Here is an 18,804-nt window from a genome sequence, read left to right on the forward strand (position 1 = left end):
GTGACCACGCCGCTGCCCGCTCCCGACCCGCTCGCCCCGGCCCATCCGCCGACGTCGCCGCCGATGTCGGTGCTGGTGTACCGGCCGCAGGCGGAACCGCCGGGCGAACTGCCGGTGCTGTCGAACCGGGCGATCGTATGGGCAGCCGTGACGTTGATCGTGCTCGGTGTCGGAGTCGCTGTCGGGCTGCTGGTGGCCTTCGGCGACGGTGGGCACGCCGGTCGGCTGGACGCCATCAAGACGGCGGGCACGATCGTGCTCGGTACCGGTGGTGCGGCGGCGTTGTGGCTGACCGCGCGCAGGCAGCGTACTTCGGAACTGAGCCTGAACCAGGTTCGTGCGGCGCACGCCGCGACCGTCGCGGACGCCGAGGCCCGCCGGATCACCGACTTGTACGGCAAGGCTGCCGACCAGCTCGGATCGGCACAGGCACCGGTCCGGCTGGCCGGGCTGTACGCGCTGGAACGGCTCGCACAGGACAACCCCGCGCAGCGGCAGACCATCGTCGATCTGCTGTGCGCGTACCTGCGGATGCCTTACGAGCCACCATCCGGCGAACCGGCGCGACGACCGGTGGCGCGAAGCTCCGGAGTGCCGCGACCGCTGTTGGGCAGCTCGGCCCGGCAGCGGGCCTCGGTGCGGTTGGCGCCGCCCTCTCCGCGCGCCGACGTCCCGAGCAGCACGGCGATGGAGGCGGAGCAGGAGGGGCAGGTCCGGCGGACCGCGCAGGCCATCCTGTTCCGCCATCTGAAGATCGGTAACGAGGAGAAGCCGGTCGACACCTTCTGGTCCGCCATCAGCCTCGACCTCACCGGCGCTCTGCTCGGACCGGCCAATCTGATCGGTTGCCGGGTGGACGCGGCCGACTTCACCGGCGCCAGCTTCACCGGTGACGTTTGGTTCCGTAGCACGAAGTTCGGGTTGAGCGCCGTATTCACCGGGGTGCGGTTCGCGGGCGAAGTCAGCTTCGCTGAAGCGCGCTTCGACTACGACGCCCGTTTCGAAGGGGCGACGTTCGACAAATCCGCCCGGTTCGACGGCGCCGAGTTCGGGGGACGCACGACCTTCACGCGGGCGCACTTTCGCTCGCCCACGGTCTTCACCGGCGCGAAGTTCGACGGCGACGCCTATTTCGCCGTGGCGCGTTTCAGTGACCGGGCCGAGTTCGGCAAGACGCGGTTCGCCGCCCGAGGAGTGTTCGCTGACGCGAGCTTCACCGGCGACACCTACTTCAACGCGGCTGAGTTCACCCTCAAAGCCAACTTCCATGATGCTCGGTTCGAAGGAGCCTGCACCCGGTTCGGCCACGCGGCGCTCGCCGATGCCGATTTCCGCGCGGCCGAATTCGGCAGGAATACCGACTTCACCGACACCCGGTTCACCGGTGGAGCGGCGTTCGGCATGGCGAAGTTCAACGACGGCGTGGAGTTCGTCCGCGCCGGGTTCGACGGTGACATCAACTTCGGCGGCACACGGTTCACCGGGTTCGCCGTGTTCGACGAGGCTGTGTTCGCCGGTGACACCAGATTCTACGACTGCCACTTCGGGCAGTCGGCCGAGTTCCGGCGGACCCGATTCGCTTCGGACGTGTGGTTCGAGAGCACGGAGTTCGCCGATGGTGCGGGTTTCACCGAGGCGGCGTTCCACGGGCGGGCTCAGCTTCTCGGGACGAGGTTCGACGACGTCACAGGTTTCCTCCGCGCACGCTTCGAGGGGGACGTCATCTTCAAATACGTACGCTTCGGTGGCCCGGTTTCGTTCACTGGCGCGCACTTCGCGCAACCACCTCGTATCGAGACGGTGTGGGTCAGGGTGGACGGGCGGAAGCTCGGCGTGGACAGCACCTGGCCGCCCGGAACCGAAGTCCGGGACGCCTGGGAACGGCCCTATGTGGCCTCAGAGGGCCAGTGGGGGCTGCTCCTGCCGGTGCCGCCCGACGATGCGGCGGGACAAGAGGAACAGGATCTCAGGGAGTCCGGTCCAGGTAGTCCTTGAACTGCACGGTGACGGTGTGCCCGTCCGATGGCCAGTTGGCGATGGGCACCGTGCGCGCTTGCCCGCCCGCACCCCGGACCACTTCGGTGACGCGGATGGTCCCCGCCGGTCGCGTGGCGAGGTAGGCATCGACCCCGGTCAGGAAGGGCAGGGTGGCGAACGGGGGCAGCGCCTTGCCCGGCGTGGAGGTCAGGTCGCAGTTGTCGTCGAAGGCGAACGCGGCGATGATCTGGCGCGCGCGGGGTGCGACGGCCGGGGCCAGCACGTCGACCCCGTCGAACTCCAGGCGGTCACTGTCGGCTTGGTCGGCCCACCACTCGCGGCCGCGCAGCACGGTGACGGCGGTGTGGGTGGGGCATCTGTCGACGTGGTCGCCGATACCGCCCGGCTGGGAGACCTGCAACCGCAGGAACCGATCGCTGCGCTCGAACGGTTCGAAATAGTAGTGGTAGGTCTGCTCGCCTTCGCGCAAGAGGACCGCTTCGTAGTGCTTGTGCCCGTTGACCTTCAACGGTCCGAACGAGCCGTCCGACGCGGTACGCAGATCGTGGAGGGGTGTGCCGCGGCGCAGGCCGGTGCGGTCGTCCACCTCCCACACCTGCAGGCGCCCGGCGATCCCGGTGTTCTGCGGGAAGTACACCGCGCGGCCCGCGATCTCGACCCGGCCGGGCGGTTCGGGCGTCACGTCGGTGGTGATCGGCGGCCGGTCACGCAGGAACTGGTGCATGTGCACGAAGCTCTCGGCCGACGTGGTGGTCTCGGTATGCCCGAGATGTGGCAGCCGGACGTTGACCGCGCCACCGATGTCGCCTTGGGGTTGCAGGCTGCCCCACAGCGCGAGCGTCGGCACACCGCCGGGCAAGGTGGCGCTGGACCGGCCGTCGACGTTGACGTATCTCCGGACCAGCGCCGCCCGTTCCGGGGTGGCGAGGAACGCGTGCATCACCGTCGTGCCGCGGGAATGCGCGATCACGTCCACTGTGGACGCGCCGGTGCGCCTCCGGACGTCCTTGATGAACGCGTCGAGCCCGGCGATGGCGTGATCGTTGGTGAGGATGTTCGTGTCGTACTCGTAGGAGTGGAGCAGCCTGTCCGCGTAACCGTTGGCGGAGAACCGTTTCGCGTTGGACTGCCACTGGTGCGCCGAGCCCTGGTGGCCGTGGACGAAGATCACCGGCGTACTGCCGCCGACGGCGTCTTCGTGGTTCTGTTTCGCATCGGCGGCCAGGAGATACCCGGCTCGGACGTTCCGCGCGTCCGCGATGGCGACGCGGTCGGTGTAGTGGCCGACGCTGGGGTAGAGCTTCGCGAGCGTTCGCTGGTCGAACGGAACGTGGGTGCCGAAGAGACGGCAGAAGGTCTCGCCGCTGTTGTCCCCGGTGTTCAGCGCGGTCGGCGCCACGACCTGCGAAAGGCGGATGCCGCCGAGGGCCAGACCGAGGTCGTCACGCTTCTTGGTCACGCCGTCCGCCTCGAACTCCAGCGGCGGCGCGGTCGGCGGTGGCGTGCCGCGCTCGGCCCAGCGGCGCAAGTGCTCGTACGCGGCGGCGGTGACGTGGTGCATCGGCACGCGGCTGAACGGTGGTTTGTCGCAGGCGTACCGGGGCGCCGCACCGAGATCGCGTTCGGAGATCGGGGCGCGGTACACCTGTCCCTGCTGCCCCGAATGCGCGCCGCCCGCGACCTCCCACCGCCGAAACCGCGCGGTGTCAGGCGCACGGTTCGAATTCCGCACATCGGTCTCGGACAGGATCTGGAACACCGGTTCCTTGCCCGCCCGGGTCGGCGCGGTGCCGACCACGAAGGCGTAGCCGTCGAAGACCGGTGTCAGCCGCGGGAGGACCTTGTCGTAGAGCACGGTCATCCGGCCGGCCGACTGGGAAGCGCCGATGGCCAGCAGCGTGCGCGGCTTCAACCCACCCATGACCGCGCCCGTTTCCACGGCGCGACCGGCCTGCGTGAAGATCTCGTAGGACAGCTCGTCGGCGACATGGCTGCCCGCGCCGGTCACGTCGAGACCGCCGTAGCGGGCCGGGCTCCACGCGCGGAGCTGGTCGACGCCGACCCGCTGGGCCGAGACGCCGATCCAGGCGTGCCCCGCGCGGATGACCGATTCCGCGTTCCACAACGCGTCGAGGTCGTATCCGGCGGTGACGTTCTGCCATTCGACCAGTGCCGTCCCGCTGAAGTTCTTTGCCTGCGCGGGCCGCCGCACCACCACGCGCGTGGTGTACGGGACGTCGGTGCCCACCCGTGTGCCGTCGGCCGCCCAGCCGTCGGCCAGACCGGAGATGTGGAACTCCTGCTCCACGTAACCTCGCGAGGCCAGATCGTCCGGCGTGGAAAAGAAGGGGTAGGTGTCTTCGACGCGCTCGGCCTTCGGGTCACCTGGGACCTCACCGGGCAGCGGGCCGGTGACGTGGGGCGCCCGAGGCGCGGGCGCGGCGGCGGCGGGAAGGGAAGTCGGGAGCAGCAGCAAAGCGGCCACTGCGAGCGATCCGGCACGACCCCATCCGGAGATCGACATGAGGACTCCTACACGGCGATGAGCAGGACCCAGCGAACGTAACGGGGCAGCCACACCGCGTGCCAGCACGTGGCGCAAGCGTGAGACCGCCGTCTCAGCCGGGCCGGAGCACCGCCCGCGCCGCTCGTTCCACCAGTTCGGGATCGGGGGCCGGAGCACCGAGCAGTTCCGCGTAGATGGCGGATTCGATGATGCGCACGTAGAGATAGGCCGCCTGGTCGAGCGCGGTCGTCGACCACGGCCGGTCACCGTGTGCCTCTCGCAGGATCTCCCGCTGTACCGAAACCACCCGCCGGTGCACCACGCCAGAGGTGGTGAACAGCACTCGTGCGGCGGTTTCCGGTTCAGTGCGAAGGAAAGCCCGGAAAGGCACGGCGGCGTGCAGCTGGCCGACGAACCACCGCGTGACCTCCAGGACGCCCTCGTCGCCCGCGTGTCTGCGCCGTCGTCTGGCCCGTGCCAGCAGGCGCTCGGTGAACCGCCACAGGACCTCGCCCAGCAGGCCGTCCCGGCTGTGCGCCACCCGGTAGAGCGTGGCGCGGCTGACCGCCAGGCTCGCCGCCAGCCGGTCCATGTCGACCCCGCCGTGCTCCAGGAAGAACCGGCACCCGCCGCGCACCACCTGCTCGTGGCTGATCACCCGGCTCGTCATCGCCGCCGCCCTCCCGATTCCGCCGCCCCATGAATCATCGCGCACGACGTCTTTGGTGAGGCCATGTTGGCCACCCGGCTGCTTCACCGCGTCCGCGAACGCTTCCGGACTGAGGATCGGCCTGTTTTGAGGACGACAGGCACACCCGGCGCAACGATCCTTCTGGCCGTCGACGATTACAAGCGCCCACCCAGTAGTTTCGCCACCTCGGTGTAGCCGTCTTTCTTCCGGAGCTGGGGGAGATGGAGATTCAGCATCCTGGTCTCTCCGTGGACGCGTTTGGCGACGGCGAGCGTGGTCCAGTAATCGTCCAGGTCGCAGTACATCGCGGCGTCGGCGACTCCGGGAAGCGACGTACTCGGGCCCTGGCAGTTCTCGGCTGTGGTGGACACCGGCCTGGTGGGGTTGGCGTCGGGGAAGGCCAAGAAGTAGAGCCTCGGCGCCGTTTCGAGCCGCTGATCGCCCGTTATGTAAGCGCAGGTGTACTCGGGCGCCGTCTTGGTCGCTCCGGGTGGTTCTTCGTTGGCGACGGTACCTGAGGTGCCGATGACCCGGGCGAGTTCGTCGGCCCCGAGGAACGGGCAGGCGGCGGTCACCTTCGCCGGGGAAACCGCGGGGGTGAAGGTGGGTGGAGCACTGCTGGTGGCCGGTGTGCTCGGCGACGGCTTGCTCTTCGACGACGGAGGTGATGGTGGCGCGGGGCTTTCGTCCGGGCCTCCGCAGGCCGAGGTCGCCAGCAGCAGGCTGAAAGCGGCGAGAATCCCCCAGGATCTGTTCATCCGGGAAACCTAGCCCGGACACGCAGGAATGTGGCAGTCACGCGCCACCACCTCAACGCGCCCCTGCCCCGAAATTCGACTCTCCGCGCCACTTTTCGAGGAGGTATCGATACGGCCGTTCGCCGTAACGGCCGGTCGGGAGCGGACGACAACCCAGGCACGACGAGCCGTTCGGTGAGTGCGACCGCGGTGGAGGACACTGATGCTTACGGATGATCTGAGCGGGGTGACCGGCACCGGCGGAGGCATGCCGATGGGCATGACGCGCGTGCCCGGTCGCTCGGTGCTCGAGGGTGCGTTCGCGTTGCTGGAGGTACTCGCCGCTGCCGACGCCGGCGTGGGTCTCGGCCTCACAGAGGTGGCTCAGCGGGCGGGCCTGCCGAAATCGACGGCCCACCGGCTGCTCGAGTAGATGTGCGGGATCGGCGCGGTCGAGCGGCTGTTCCGCGGCTACGTCGTCGGCCCTTTGGCGGGCAGGCTGGTCCAGGGGCGTGGACGGTTGCACGCGAGGATCCGCGCCGCGGTGGGGAGACCGGCGATCCGGCTGGCGAAACTGACCAGGGCCGACGTCGTCGTCTGCGTGCTGGCGGGGTCCGAGGTCGTGGTCGTCGCGGCGGTCTCGGGGCATTCCGCGGGAGTGCCCGCCGTCTCGCCGGGCACGATGCTGCCGTCTTCGGCCGCGGTGGCCGTGGTCCTTCTCGGCGGGGTCGCCCGTGGTGCGGCCGCGCCGATCCGGTGCCCGGAAGGCCGGGCCGTGGCCGCGATCGGTTTGCTGACCATCCCGGCGAGTGATCTCCAGCTGATGCGGCAACTGGTCGACGCCGCCGCGCTGGAAGCCGGCCACGAGTTGGCCGAATCCGCCCGCTGATGGCCGGGAAATCACCAGTCCACTGAGTGGACCGACCTCTTCACGTGGATTTCACAACTGGTCAGCCTTCTCCGAGTGAACGGCGCGTCGTCGCGCGCCCGTGAACGGGGAGGTGCCCGATGGGCTCACGTGCCGGCTCCAGGTGGCTCGCGCTGACGACGGCGTTCGCCGTCTCGCTCGGGATGGGGGTGGTGGTCACCCCGCCACCGGCGCGGGCGGCGAGCCCGGGCGTCGGCACGCTGGTCAACGCGTTGGCCGGGCCCTCGAACAGCTTCGCCACCTGGAGCAAGGGGCTCAGCGCGATCGGGCAGCTGGCCAAGGCCTTGCCCGCCGTGCAGACCAGCCCCGGCGCCGCTCTCGGGTTCGACACCCTGGCTCAGGAGGCGTTCAACGCGGGCACCAAGAAGCTGTCCGCCGCGGTCGACGACGCCGACCTGGACATCGAGCAGCCGATCACGCTGTCGGCCGACCGGGCGGGGACGCTCAAGACCACCCTGAGCACCGTCGGGGAGGACAAGAAACTCGACCTCACGCTGACCGTGTCCCGGGTACTGCAAAACCAGGCGCTGAACATCCCGGTCCCGCTCGGGGAGGGCAGCAACGCCCCGCAATCCGCGTTCTCCTCCACCGGCGGCGTGCGGCTCACCGTCGGCACCACGGTGAAGCTGACCCTGATCTGGGACAAGGCGCACGACAAGGCCTACATCCTCAACGACGGTACGACGCCGTCGCTGACCGTCGACGCTTCGGCGGACTTCCCCGACGCGAACGCCATCAAGGCCGTCAACGCGGCCATCGGTGTCCTCGGGGTGAAACTCGTCGAGACGGACACCTCGCTGGATCTCAAGGCGCATTTCGCCGCCACGATCAACGACCCGGACAACGACGGGCGGCTGGCGTTCCTCAACAACGACGGCACCGCGGGGGAACTGGCCCAGAACGGTTCGCTGGCCGGTCTCCTCAGCTTCGGCTTCGCCAGCCCGGCGGGGTCGCTGAACGGTTCCCTGCACCTCGCGGCAGCGCCGGCCGCCTCCTTCTCGCTGGCGCTGCCCGCGGTCGACGCCAAGATCGGCATCGGCTGGCCGGACATCGCCACCGGATCCCCGCAGATCACGCCGGAGGGCATCGGCACCGTCGGCCCGTTCCTCAACATGACCCCGCGCGACCTGGCCACCGGCCTCGCGCAGCTGGCGACGACGCTGACCTCGATGCAGCGCGCGAAATGGGGTGACGCGGCGAATCCGATCGGCAACCTCGACCTGCCGTTCCTCAAGGGCACCCTCGCCGACGCGATCCAGCTCAACGAGTCGATCAAGAAGTTCCTGCAGGACAACACGAAGACCGCGGCGGACCCGACACAGGCCGGTGAACCGCTGTTCGCGTCGCTGCAGCAGATGCTCGACAAACTCAACACCGCGGCGAACCTGCCCGGTGGCGGCAAGATCGGCATCTCCGACGTCCACTTCCCGCCGGGTTCGACCAAACTCGACTTCAAGATCACGTTGTCCCGCAAGGCACCGGCGACGGCCGTGGACCTCAACGCGGCCGCGGCGGCGGCATCCGGACCGGCGGGCGACCCGGCCAAGACGAGCTACACGCAGACCACCCTGAAGGACGAGAACCAGACCTGGAAGCCAGGGGAGTTCGCGGGGCGGCGCGTCGTCGCCGGCGCGGCGGGAGCGACCGTCGAGAACAACGACGGGAACACGCTCTTCCTGCAGGCACCGGGCTGGACGCCGGTGATCCCGGCCGCCAACGCGCCGTACACGATCTCCGGGATGCAGGGCGACGTCGGTGTCGTCCAGCTCGGCAACGACCTGAAGACCGGCGGCCGCGGTGTCGGCGAGGCCAACGCCGTCAACGCCACCGCGAAGGTCAAGCCCAGCTACGACGCCGCGGTCACGCTCGTGCTCGACCTGCGGAACCCGACCGTGCACAACCCGCCGATCGAGCAGAAGAACCCGGACGGCAGCACGACACTGGTCGGCGCGACACCGACCGGCCCGGACCGGGTGCTGCTGCGCACCTCCGGCGCTCCCTCGCTGTTCACCGCCGACTTCCCGATGGACGCGGGCATCGACCTCTTCGCCAACGCCGGATTCCTCCAGGTGCAAATGAAGGGCGCGGTACACGTCTGCCATCCGAACGCGGGCGCGGACTGCGCCGGCACACCGGGCGCGGACGACCACATGGTGCAGGTGAAACTCAAGGACCTGGGCGACCTGACCTTCGGCGCGGTCGTCGACAAACTGCTGCACGATCCGGGAGCGCTGCTCGACTTCCAGGTGCGGGTCCGCGGCGCGGGTGGCGTCGACGCCGGCGCGCCGGGTACGGGCGACTTCCTGAAGGGCGCCACCGCGCACGCGGGATTCACCTGGAACGACCTGACCAAGCCGACCGGTCCCGACGGGCCGCAGTTCAGCACGAGCGACCTGTCCGAACTGGCGAACTTCGACTTCGATCCGGCCAACCCGAAGGCGCTCTTCTCGATCATCCTCAAGACATTGCAGACGCTCAACGCGTCGATCGGCGACGCCTCGCCGTCGGGGGCCGCGGTGTTCGGCACGAAGATCCCCCTCGTCGGCCGTTCGCTGAAGGACCTGTTGAAGGCCGACCAATCCGGCTCCGGCCCGACCGTGAGCTACGGTCCGAATTCCCTGAAGGACATCGCTCGCACCGTCGAGAAGGGCAACGCGTTCCCGCCCTCGCTCGTCGGCCGCACGGTCGTCGCAGGCACCCAGGTGGGCGTCGTCGGCAGCGTCACGCCGGACACGCTCGTGCTGGCCGGGCCCTGGGCCAGTCAGCCTTCACCGGCCACGTCCTATGTGGTCCGGTCCGAATTGGACGACGTGATCTCGATGCTGGAGGCGGCACCGTCCGACAATCTGCAGCGCCTCGTCCAGACCATCAACACGCGCTTCAAGGACAGCGTCCCGGTCACCTTCGAATACGCCGAACCCGGCGGGACACCGTCGCTGATCATCCGACTGGACTGGAAACGCGCCTATCACACCAGTACGCCGGTGCAGTTCGACTTCAGCCTGCCGACCGGCGGTCAGCGGGTCGCCGGGGTGCAGGGCGACGGCTCGATCTCGCTCGGCGTCGGCGGTCAGGTCAAGATGGGCCTGGTCGTGCCGCTGCAGCCCGGTGCGGGCCCGGCCGACGCGAACGCGCTGCGCGTGCTCGACGATTCGAAGATCGGCGTGAAACTCGACGCCACCGTGGAGAACGCCACCATCGCGACCACCTTGGGCCCGTTGAGCGTTTCGCTCGGCGACCCCAAGTCGGCGGACAAGGCGACCGCGAAGGCGTCCTATTCGATCGACCTCGCCAAGGGCGGTGGCACCGCCGCGCCGGTCAGCTTCACCGACTTCCTCGGCGCCGTCGGGCCGACGATCAACGCCGGGAGCACCGCGGTCAGCTGCGGCCTCGACGGCGGCACGCCGCTGGCCCTGTGTGCCAAGTTGCCGCTGTACATCAGCGAGGACGGCGGCGCGACCTACAGCAAGGTGATCACCGACCCCGCCAAGTCGAACAACTTCGCCTTGCGGCTGCCCAAATCGACCGCTGTCGACGACTACTTCACCCTCGGCGGGGCGCCCATCGACGGGCATCCGCGGTTGGAGACACCGGATCCGGCCTTGCTGGCGGACGCGCTCGCGGCCAAGCTGATCGACTTCGGCAGGCTCGACGGCCTCGACAGCTACCTCAACCTCGTGGAGCAGGCCCTCAACACCGCCAGCTTCGGCGGCAAGCTGCCGTTGCTCGGTGACGACCTCCAGCAGGGGGCGGACTTCATCGGGAAACTGCGCACGGCGATCCACACCGCGCTGGACCAGTTGCCCGCGAACGGTCATTTCACCGACATGGCCGCGGTGCGCGGCTGGGTCAACGACCAGCTCGGCGGCAAGCTCGCGGGAGCGGGCCTCAATCCGGACACCGTCACCGTGGACACCCTCTGCAAGACACCGCTGGGCACCGTCGGCACGCCGACGGTCAAACTGCACGAAGGCGCCACGGCGGCGGACAAGACCTACCGCTACGTCGTCGCGTCCTATGTGACCGTCAACGGTGAGAAGAAGCAGGCCAAAGCCAGCGATCCCGGCCAGCTCACCACCGGTCCGGCCGCGCTGTCCACAACGGACTCGCTCGACATCGCCTGGGAACCGGTCACCAGCGCGGCCGGGTACCTGGTGTTCCGCGAAGAGGGCGGCGCCTTCAAGCTGATCGCGGACGTCACCGACGCCAAGCTCACCGACGTCGGTACCGCCTCGATCGGCGGGGCACCGGAGAACCCACCCGAGAACCCGCGGCCGCACGATTGCTCGTACAACGACCTCGACGCGGTCACGATCAGCCTGAACGTCAGCCAAGGCGACTTCAGCGGCGACCTGCTGAACTGCGCCGGGCTGCCGTCCGGCCACGAATGCCTCAAGAAGACCGTGCCACTGGACCTGGGCATCCCCGGCTTCTCGCTGAAGGCCGACGGCGGCGCGGGCCCGGAAGTCCAGCTCGGCTGGCGGCTGCACCTGGCCATGGGCATCAGCCGTAGCGAGGGATTCTTCGTCGACACCAAGGATTCCGCGCAACCCGAGTTCGCGGTCGGGCTGAACGTCACGCTGCCGAAGAAGATCAACGCTCAGCTCGCGTTCATCAACATCACCGCGGAGAACTGCACGAAGCAGAAGAGCGTGGACGACTGCGACCACCTGAACGCCCCGGCGAACGAGGCGGGCGTCCTGCCGTTGTTCGGCGGCGCGTTCAAGATCGACCTGGTGGCGCCGGACGATCCGACCAACGGCAGGCTGCATCTGACGGATCTGCAGAACGCCGGACTGGACCGGCTCGCCGACGTCAAACTGAACGCGAGCGCCGACATCAACTGGTTGCTCAAGGCTCGACCAGGGGAGGACGCCGGTTTCCCGGGCATCCAGGCCGACTTCCGGCTGCACTGGGTGTGGAAGGACGTCAAACCGGGGACCAACAGCGACGACGGCGACAACTCCCCGCTGACGCTGGCCTTCGACAAGGTGGCCATCGACAGCGGCGAGATCTTCGGCAAGATCCTCGGCCCGATCGTGAACAAGATCAAGCAGGTGACCGGACCGCTCGACCCGGTGATCAAGACGCTGTACGCGCCGATCCCGGTCCTCTCGGACCTGTCCCATCTGGCAGGCGGCGGAGACGTCACGATGGTGTCCATCGGCAAGGCCTTCAGTACGATCGCCGGTGGTCCGGACCTGAAGTTCGTCGACACCATCGCGGGGGTCGTCGACTTCATCAACCACTTCCCGACTTGCACTACCTCGTGTCTCATTCCGCTCGGCTCGTTCGAACTCGGGGGCCAGAAGGCGCTCGACACCACGGTCACACCGGACAACACCGAGAGCCTGATCAGCGCGAAGAAGGACGCCGGTGGTGGCAACGCCTTCACCCCGATCCTGGGGGCGATCAACGGCAAGAACCAGAACAACGACCCGAAGTCGGTCGACCCGATGACCACCAAGGCGTCGACGGCCGGGTTCAGCTTCCCCGTGTTCGAGAAGCCCGCGTCACTGTTCAACGTCCTGCTCGGCGGTGACGTGGACCTGGTCAAGTTCGACTCCGGACCGCTGCGCCTCGGCTTCGACTGGCGTCAGCAGTTCGGGCCGGTGTACGCGCCGCCGCCGGTGGTCATCACGTTGCACGGTTCCGCGTCGGTGACGCTGCGCATCGTGGCGGGCTTCGACACCTTCGGTATCCGTAAGGCGTTCGAAGCGGCTCGCGCGGGCGAACTCGACCTCGCGACCGTGGGGCAGGCGTTCCTGCAAAGCCTCTTCTTCTACACCACGGAAAACGGCAAACCGATCCCGGTGGTCTCGTTCACGGGTGAACTCGCCGCCGGGGCGGCGGTCACGGCGGTGATCATCACCGTCGGCATCGAAGGCGGCGTCGGCCTCACGGTCTCGTTCCTGTGGAACGATCCCAACCACGACGGGAAGTTCCGGATAACGGAGTTCCTGCAAACGGCACTGAACAATCCGATATGCCTGTTCACCGTTTCAGGGCGCCTCTATGTCTTCCTCAAGCTCTACGTGACGGTCGGCTTCGGCCCGTTCTCGGTGTCCTTCAGCTTCACGATCGTCGACGTCACGCTGCTCGACTTCACCGCGACACCGAACTGCACGCCACCACCGCCGAAACTCGGTGGGCTCAGCGGTGACGGGAAGACGCTCGTGGTGTACGCGGCCGCGCTCGGCCACACCGCCCAGCGCGGTGGTGGCGCCGGAGACCCGTACGAATCGAACAAGCAGGAGAAGGACACCGTCAAGATCACGTCGCTGCACGACTACGCCAACCCGGCGAGCCCGGCGTTCACCGGTGTGGCCGTGGACATGCTCGGGATCCGGCGTGAGTTCCGGAACGCGAACATCGAGCGCGTGGTCGTGGACGGCCGCGGCTACGCCAAGCCGATGAGCGTGACGTTCATCGGGGACGCCAAGCTCGACACCGCGAAGGACGGCCCACCGCCGCCGACCGCGCAGTTCGACCGCGACGCGATCGTGTTCGGCGGCGACAAGAACGACCAGATCAAGACCGGTATCGGCAACTCGTGGGTCGATGGCAGCAAGGGTGACGACACCATCGTCACCGGCGACCGCACCGTGCTCGCCGCGGACAGGAAGAGCTATGTCCAAAATGGAGCGAAGGCGCGCGTCGCGGGCGGCCCCGGCGTCGACAGCATCACCGTCGGCAACGGCGAGGACGTCGTCGCGGGCGACTCGAGCCTCGGCGCGCCTCCGGTGACTTCGGTCGGGTTGAAGGAACTGAAGAACGACGGCCGCGACGGTGGCGACCCGATCGCGGACGGCGCGGGCGGTCCGACCGTCTCCGTACCGAACTGGGCGATCCTGCCCGATCCGGCCGGCGGGACCGGGACCGGCGACGACAAGGACACGATCAAGGTCGGCCTCGCCAAGTCGACCGCGTTCGGCAACGGCGGCGACGACACCCTCGGTGTCGCGGCCGACGATCCGCTGAAGGACGTGCCGACGCTTCCGCAGGCGCTCTTCGTTTCCCCGGGCGCGATCCTCATCGGCGGTGACGGTAGCGACCGCTTCGCCGGCGGCACCGGGCCGGACGAGATCTACACCGCGGGCAAGGTCGACCCCGGCGTCGACGGCTACGGCTCTGACGACGCCAACACCACGGGCGGCCCGGCAGGCGGGCCGATCAACACCGTCGACACCGGCTCGGGTGACGACAAGGTGTTCGGCGGCAAGGGACAGGACCGGGTCACCGGCCACTCGACGAAGACGCAGAAGGACGACTTCCGCGGTGGTGGCGGCAACGACATCCTGTTCGGCGGGTATGGGGCGGACACCCTCTACGGCGGGCCGGACGACGACTACGTCATCGCCGAGCCGTCTACTTTGGACTTCCCGGCTCCGGTGAAGACCGACGACTACGGGCCGCTCTACTTCGTCACGCACACCCCGCTTCCGCAGGGGGTGAGCCCGTCGCACAAGACGCTGGTCGGCGGCCTCGGCCGGGACCACATCATCGGCGGTGACGGCGGTGCGGACGTGTACGGCGACAAGCAGACGACACCGTGCAAGGCCGGTGCGCCGCTCCCGTCGACCCCGGTCGACGAGACGGTGAACGACGCGCTCGACGGCAACGACCGTGTGATCGGCGGCGCCGGTGTGGAGAACGTGCGCGCAGGCGGCGGTGACGACAATGTCGACGCCGAGGCGAACGAAGACCTCGTGTGCGGTGAGAAGGGCAAGGACGTCCTGCACGGCGGCCGCGACGCGGACCAGGTCTGGGGCGGCTCGGACGACGACGCCGTCTACGGCGACACCGGAGCGGACACCTTGTACGGCAACGACGGCGCCGACACGATGTTCGGCGGCGACGACCCGGACACCATCGAGGGCAACAACGGCAAGGACTGGATCTCCGGTGGCCTGTCCGGTGACGTGATCGTCGGCGGCACCCGGGCGGCCGGGCAGCCCGACGACGCCGACAAACTGTTCGGCGACGGCGGGACCGACACGATCATCGGCGACAACGGCGATCCGGCGGCGCCCGGGGGGCCGGTGTTCGACCTGGCCAGTAGCGCGGACGCCACGCTGGGCGGCGACGACACCATCGGTGGCGGCATGGACACCGACGCGCTCTACGGCGGGTTGGAGAACGACACCGTCTCCGGCGGGAAGGATCCGGACCGGATCGAAGGAAACCCCGGTGCCGACACGCTGAACGGTGAGACCGAGGCCGACGACATCATCGGCGGCAGCCACCAGACGCCCGGCGACCCCTCGGTGAAGAACGCGGCCGGTTACCCGGACGGGGGTGACACGATCTCCGGCGGCGACGCCGACGACGTGATCACCGGTGACAACGCCACGATCACCGTCACTGGTGGTGCCGACACCGGCGATCCGGTCACCCGGGGCCGCGGGCTGTCGGCGGGCAGACACGTGGTGCTGTTCGACCTCGGCTTCACCGCGAACGCGGCGAACTCCGGCGGTGACATCATTTCCGGTGGCAACGCCACGGACGTCGTCTACGCGCAGGCCGGAACGGACACCGTGCACGGCGACGCCGGCGACGACTACGTCGAGGGTGACCAGGATGCCGACAAACTCTTCGGCGACTCCGGGCAGGACGATCTCATCGGTGGTTCGTCTGCCGTGGAGATGGGCAGTGGCCAGGGCACCGTCGGTCAGCTCGACACCGGGGACATCATCTCCGGTGGCGAGGACGCGGACGTGATCACCGGCGACAACGCGCTGGTGACCAGGGACGCGGGCATGCCGAAGAGCCCGATCACTCAAGGCCGCTTCGACACGGACCTGCCCGGCGCGCTCCCGATGACGCACCGCAGCATCCAGCTGTACGACCTCGGTGACACGCCGGTGCCGAACACCTCCGGCGGTGACGACATCACCGGTGACAACGGCTGCGACGCGATCCTCGGCCAGTCCGGCAACGACCGGATCAAGGGCGGCAACGACGGCGACCACGCCGAAGGCGGCCCCGGCCGGGACTGGATCGAAGGAAACAACGGCGACGACGACCTTGTCGGTGGTAGCTCGACGATCCACGGTGGCGACACCGCGCTGACCACCCAGGGGCAGCCGGACACCGCGGACGTGGTCTTCGGTGGCATGGGCGACGACGTGGTACTCGGCGACAACGCGATCACCGACCGGATCGCACCGCCGTCGCCGTACCTGCTCCGCGTGGGCAGCAACGGGACGTTCGAGACACAACGTTCCCTGCGGCTGCTGGATCTCTCGTGGACCAACGGATTCCTCGGCGCGCCGACCCGTCCCGTGGCGGGCGGGGACCAGCTCTCCGGCGGTGGCGGCGTCGACGTGATGTTCGGCCAGGACGGCGACGACCAGATGTCCGGTGGCGCGCACGACGACTACGCCGAGGGCAACGGCGGGCACGACACGATGTTCGGCGACCGCACCCTCGCGGAGGCCGGGATCGCGATCAGCTCACCCGCGCCGGCGTGGCCGGGTGCGGCGTCGGACGACCTCGGCGACGTCTCCGCCCCGAACGGTCAGGACGACCTGATCGGCGGCAGCTCGCTGGCGGTCTTCCGCGACACGGCCGACGACGTGCACGGTGACGGGGCCGCCGACTTCATCCTCGGTGACAACGGCACCGCGATGCGGGACATCGTGGACCAGACCGGCAAGCCGGTAGCGCTCGGCGACGATCTCACCAAGGTCTCGCTGCCGCTGACGAACCGGATCTACACGAAACGTTATGACCCGCAGAACCTCCCGCAGGGCGCGGCGTTCGTGCGCCACGGCGTCAACGGCGCCCCGACCCGCTTCTGCACCACCACGCAGGCCACATGCGAGGCGCTCGGCGCCTCCGGCGGCGACAACCTGTGGGGTGACGCGGGGGAGGACACCCAGTACGGCCAGGACGGCGACGACCTGATGTACGGCGACACCGGCACGACGACGGCTCCGGGTGACGGCGCCGACGACATGTACGGCGAGCTGGGCGGAGACCGGATGTGGGGCACCGGCGGCGAAGACGCCATGGTCGGTGACCGCGGCGGCGTCGTGGACGTCTACCAGAACGGGTCGAACAAGTTCGTGATCGACAATCCCCAGGTGCCCGCGATCCACTACGAGGGCTTCCTGGCAGGCTCGGTCACCCGGCAGGTCGACCTGCAGCACGACGTCAACGGCGACACCTTCGCCGCACCCGGCAACGCTCCGGCCATGCCGCACCGCGGTGACCTCGAAGGCGGCGACGACCGCATCCGCGGCGGCGACGACCACGACTCGATCCACGCCGGCTTCGGCGACGATCTGGCCAACGGGGATTCGGGCGGGGACATCGTCTTCGGTGACGACGGCGCGGACGTGCTGTGGGGCGGCAAGGGCGGTACCGACCCGGCCAACCCGAACGACCGGGGTGTCAACGACTCGCTCGTGGACCACCTCGACGGCGGCAAGGGCGCGACGTCCGGTCCGTCGGTCGACCCGAACACCGGCGCGCTGGGTTCGGACATCCTCGACTGGCGGCCGCGTGGCGCCTACGGCCCGCCGGGGCAGGCCACCTGCACCGCGAACCCGTGGCCGCAGACGTTCGGCAACGGCAAGAACGCGGTCACGGTCGACCCGTGCTCGTGGTTCGAGATGACGAACCTCGACAACGCCGACGTCGCGGACAACCAGCACCACCAGGGCATCGACTGGATGTACGGCGGCTGGGACCGTGACGTGCTGCAGGCCGACGTCGCCGACAACGGGCCGAACCAGGGCGACCGGCTGCTCGACTGGGGCGGTGCGTACAACCTCTACACGCACTGCAACGCGGCCTATGGCGGCTACAACGACGTCCGGCAGCACAGCCCGACGCATCAGGACTTCCTGCAGCGGTGGGCGCACTCGCTGGGCGCCGGGCAAGTCGCCGGGGACGTGACCACGGCGGGCACGTCGGCCTACGACGAACTCGCCCTGGTATATCAACCGGACATGAACGACCATGGTACGGGCCCGGCGTTCCCGACCACTCCTGGTCACTTCGACAACCCGAACGCGTGCGCGCCATGAGAACGGGTGATCGTTTCGGCGGTCTAACGATCCGATCGCCGGTATTTGCCCGGCGGGGTGCCGTAGTGGCGTTTGAAGGCGGTGGCGAACGCGAACTCGGAGTGGTAGCCGACCTTGCCGGCGATGGTGTTCAGTGGTGCGTCGGTGGTGCGGAGCAGGCGGGCGGCGGTGGTCATGCGCCACCAGGTGAGGTAGCGCAGCGGTGGTCCGCCGGTGAGCTCGGTGAACCGCTTGGCGAACGGTGCTCTGGAGAGTCCCGCCAGTGCGGCCAGCGATGCGACGGTCCACGGGTGTGCGGGCTCCCGGTGCATCGCCGCCAGCGCCGCGGCGACCGCCGGGTCGGTGAACGCCGTCGCCCAGCCGGTCTCGTTGGTTTCCAGCCAGGCACGGAGGGCGTAGTGCAGGAGCGTGTCGAGAAGTGCCGGAATGACGCCGTCGGTGCCCAGTCCCGGTCGGGTCAGCTCGCCGGTGAGCAGATCCACCGCGGCCTTCAGCTCAGGGCAGTCGTGGGTGGTGAGGTGGACGATCTCGGGTAGGTCCCGCAGCAACGGGTGCATGACGGAGGGGGACAGCTCGTAGGCGCCGCAGAGCGTCACGGTGACCGCGCCTGTGCCGCCGGGATCGGCGGCGGTGAGGGCACACGGACGCGCGTCCGTCGCACTGGCGGGACTGTCGGCCAGCACGTGACCTTCTCCGTGGGGCAGGAGCACGACGTCGCCCGGTTCGAGCCGGACCGGTGCGCTCCGGTAGGGGAGGACGACGCAGTTGCCTCGCACCACCACCCGGAATCCGACCGCGCCCGGCACGGCCGGGAACCGCAGGGCCCACGGCGCGTGCCAGGTCTCCACGAAGGACCTTGGTCTGCCGGTGCGCATGACGGAGAGCACTTCGCTGAGTACGTCCACGAC

8 protein-coding genes are annotated in these 18,804 nt (G+C 68.9%); 4 read left to right on the forward strand and 4 right to left on the reverse strand.

The window, feature by feature from the left end; all coding sequences use genetic code 11:
• Nucleotides 1–1,995: a pentapeptide repeat-containing protein gene (locus ACZ7KI_RS25135; protein WP_470275529.1), complete on the forward strand. Its 1,995-nt coding sequence runs from the start codon at nucleotides 1–3 to the stop codon at nucleotides 1,993–1,995.
• Here ACZ7KI_RS25135 and ACZ7KI_RS25140 read toward each other — a convergent pair.
• The 3 genes from ACZ7KI_RS25140 to ACZ7KI_RS25150 all read right to left on the reverse strand — a co-directional run bounded on the left by ACZ7KI_RS25140 (nucleotide 1,967) and on the right by ACZ7KI_RS25150 (nucleotide 5,953).
• Nucleotides 1,967–4,522, reverse strand: coding sequence for an alpha/beta hydrolase domain-containing protein (locus tag ACZ7KI_RS25140; protein ID WP_470275530.1), 2,556 nt, complete (start codon nucleotides 4,520–4,522; stop codon nucleotides 1,967–1,969). The genes ACZ7KI_RS25135 and ACZ7KI_RS25140 overlap by 29 nt on opposite strands.
• Before the next feature lie 94 nt (nucleotides 4,523–4,616).
• Complete coding sequence (locus tag ACZ7KI_RS25145; protein ID WP_470275531.1) at nucleotides 4,617–5,219, reverse strand: QsdR family transcriptional regulator; 603 nt, start codon at nucleotides 5,217–5,219, stop codon at nucleotides 4,617–4,619.
• A gap of 131 nt (nucleotides 5,220–5,350) precedes the next feature.
• Nucleotides 5,351–5,953, reverse strand: coding sequence for a hypothetical protein (locus ACZ7KI_RS25150; protein WP_470275532.1), 603 nt, complete (start codon nucleotides 5,951–5,953; stop codon nucleotides 5,351–5,353).
• 202 nt (nucleotides 5,954–6,155) lie between these two features.
• On the opposite strand from ACZ7KI_RS25150, the gene ACZ7KI_RS25155 reads away from it, so the two are divergent.
• From ACZ7KI_RS25155 to ACZ7KI_RS25165, 3 genes are all read left to right on the forward strand, one after another.
• Nucleotides 6,156–6,365 (forward strand): helix-turn-helix domain-containing protein, encoded by a 210-nt coding sequence (locus tag ACZ7KI_RS25155; RefSeq protein ID WP_470275533.1) that lies wholly within the window; start codon nucleotides 6,156–6,158, stop codon nucleotides 6,363–6,365.
• Nucleotides 6,366–6,821: a hypothetical protein gene (locus ACZ7KI_RS25160; RefSeq protein ID WP_470275534.1), complete on the forward strand. Its 456-nt coding sequence runs from the start codon at nucleotides 6,366–6,368 to the stop codon at nucleotides 6,819–6,821. It abuts the gene before it with no gap.
• Between the two features lie 119 nt (nucleotides 6,822–6,940).
• Entirely contained in the window at nucleotides 6,941–17,896 is a 10,956-nt protein-coding gene (locus tag ACZ7KI_RS25165) for a hypothetical protein (RefSeq protein ID WP_470275535.1), read from the forward strand.
• Between the two features lie 23 nt (nucleotides 17,897–17,919).
• Here the strand turns inward: ACZ7KI_RS25165 and ACZ7KI_RS25170 are convergent, their stop codons facing one another.
• The gene (locus ACZ7KI_RS25170; protein WP_470275536.1) at nucleotides 17,920–18,801 is read right to left on the reverse strand and encodes an AraC family transcriptional regulator; all 882 of its coding nucleotides are present in this window, start codon (nucleotides 18,799–18,801) and stop codon (nucleotides 17,920–17,922) included.
• Between the last annotated feature and the right edge of the window lie 3 nt (nucleotides 18,802–18,804).

This window comes from Amycolatopsis sp. NPDC039088 (genome assembly GCF_055598845.1).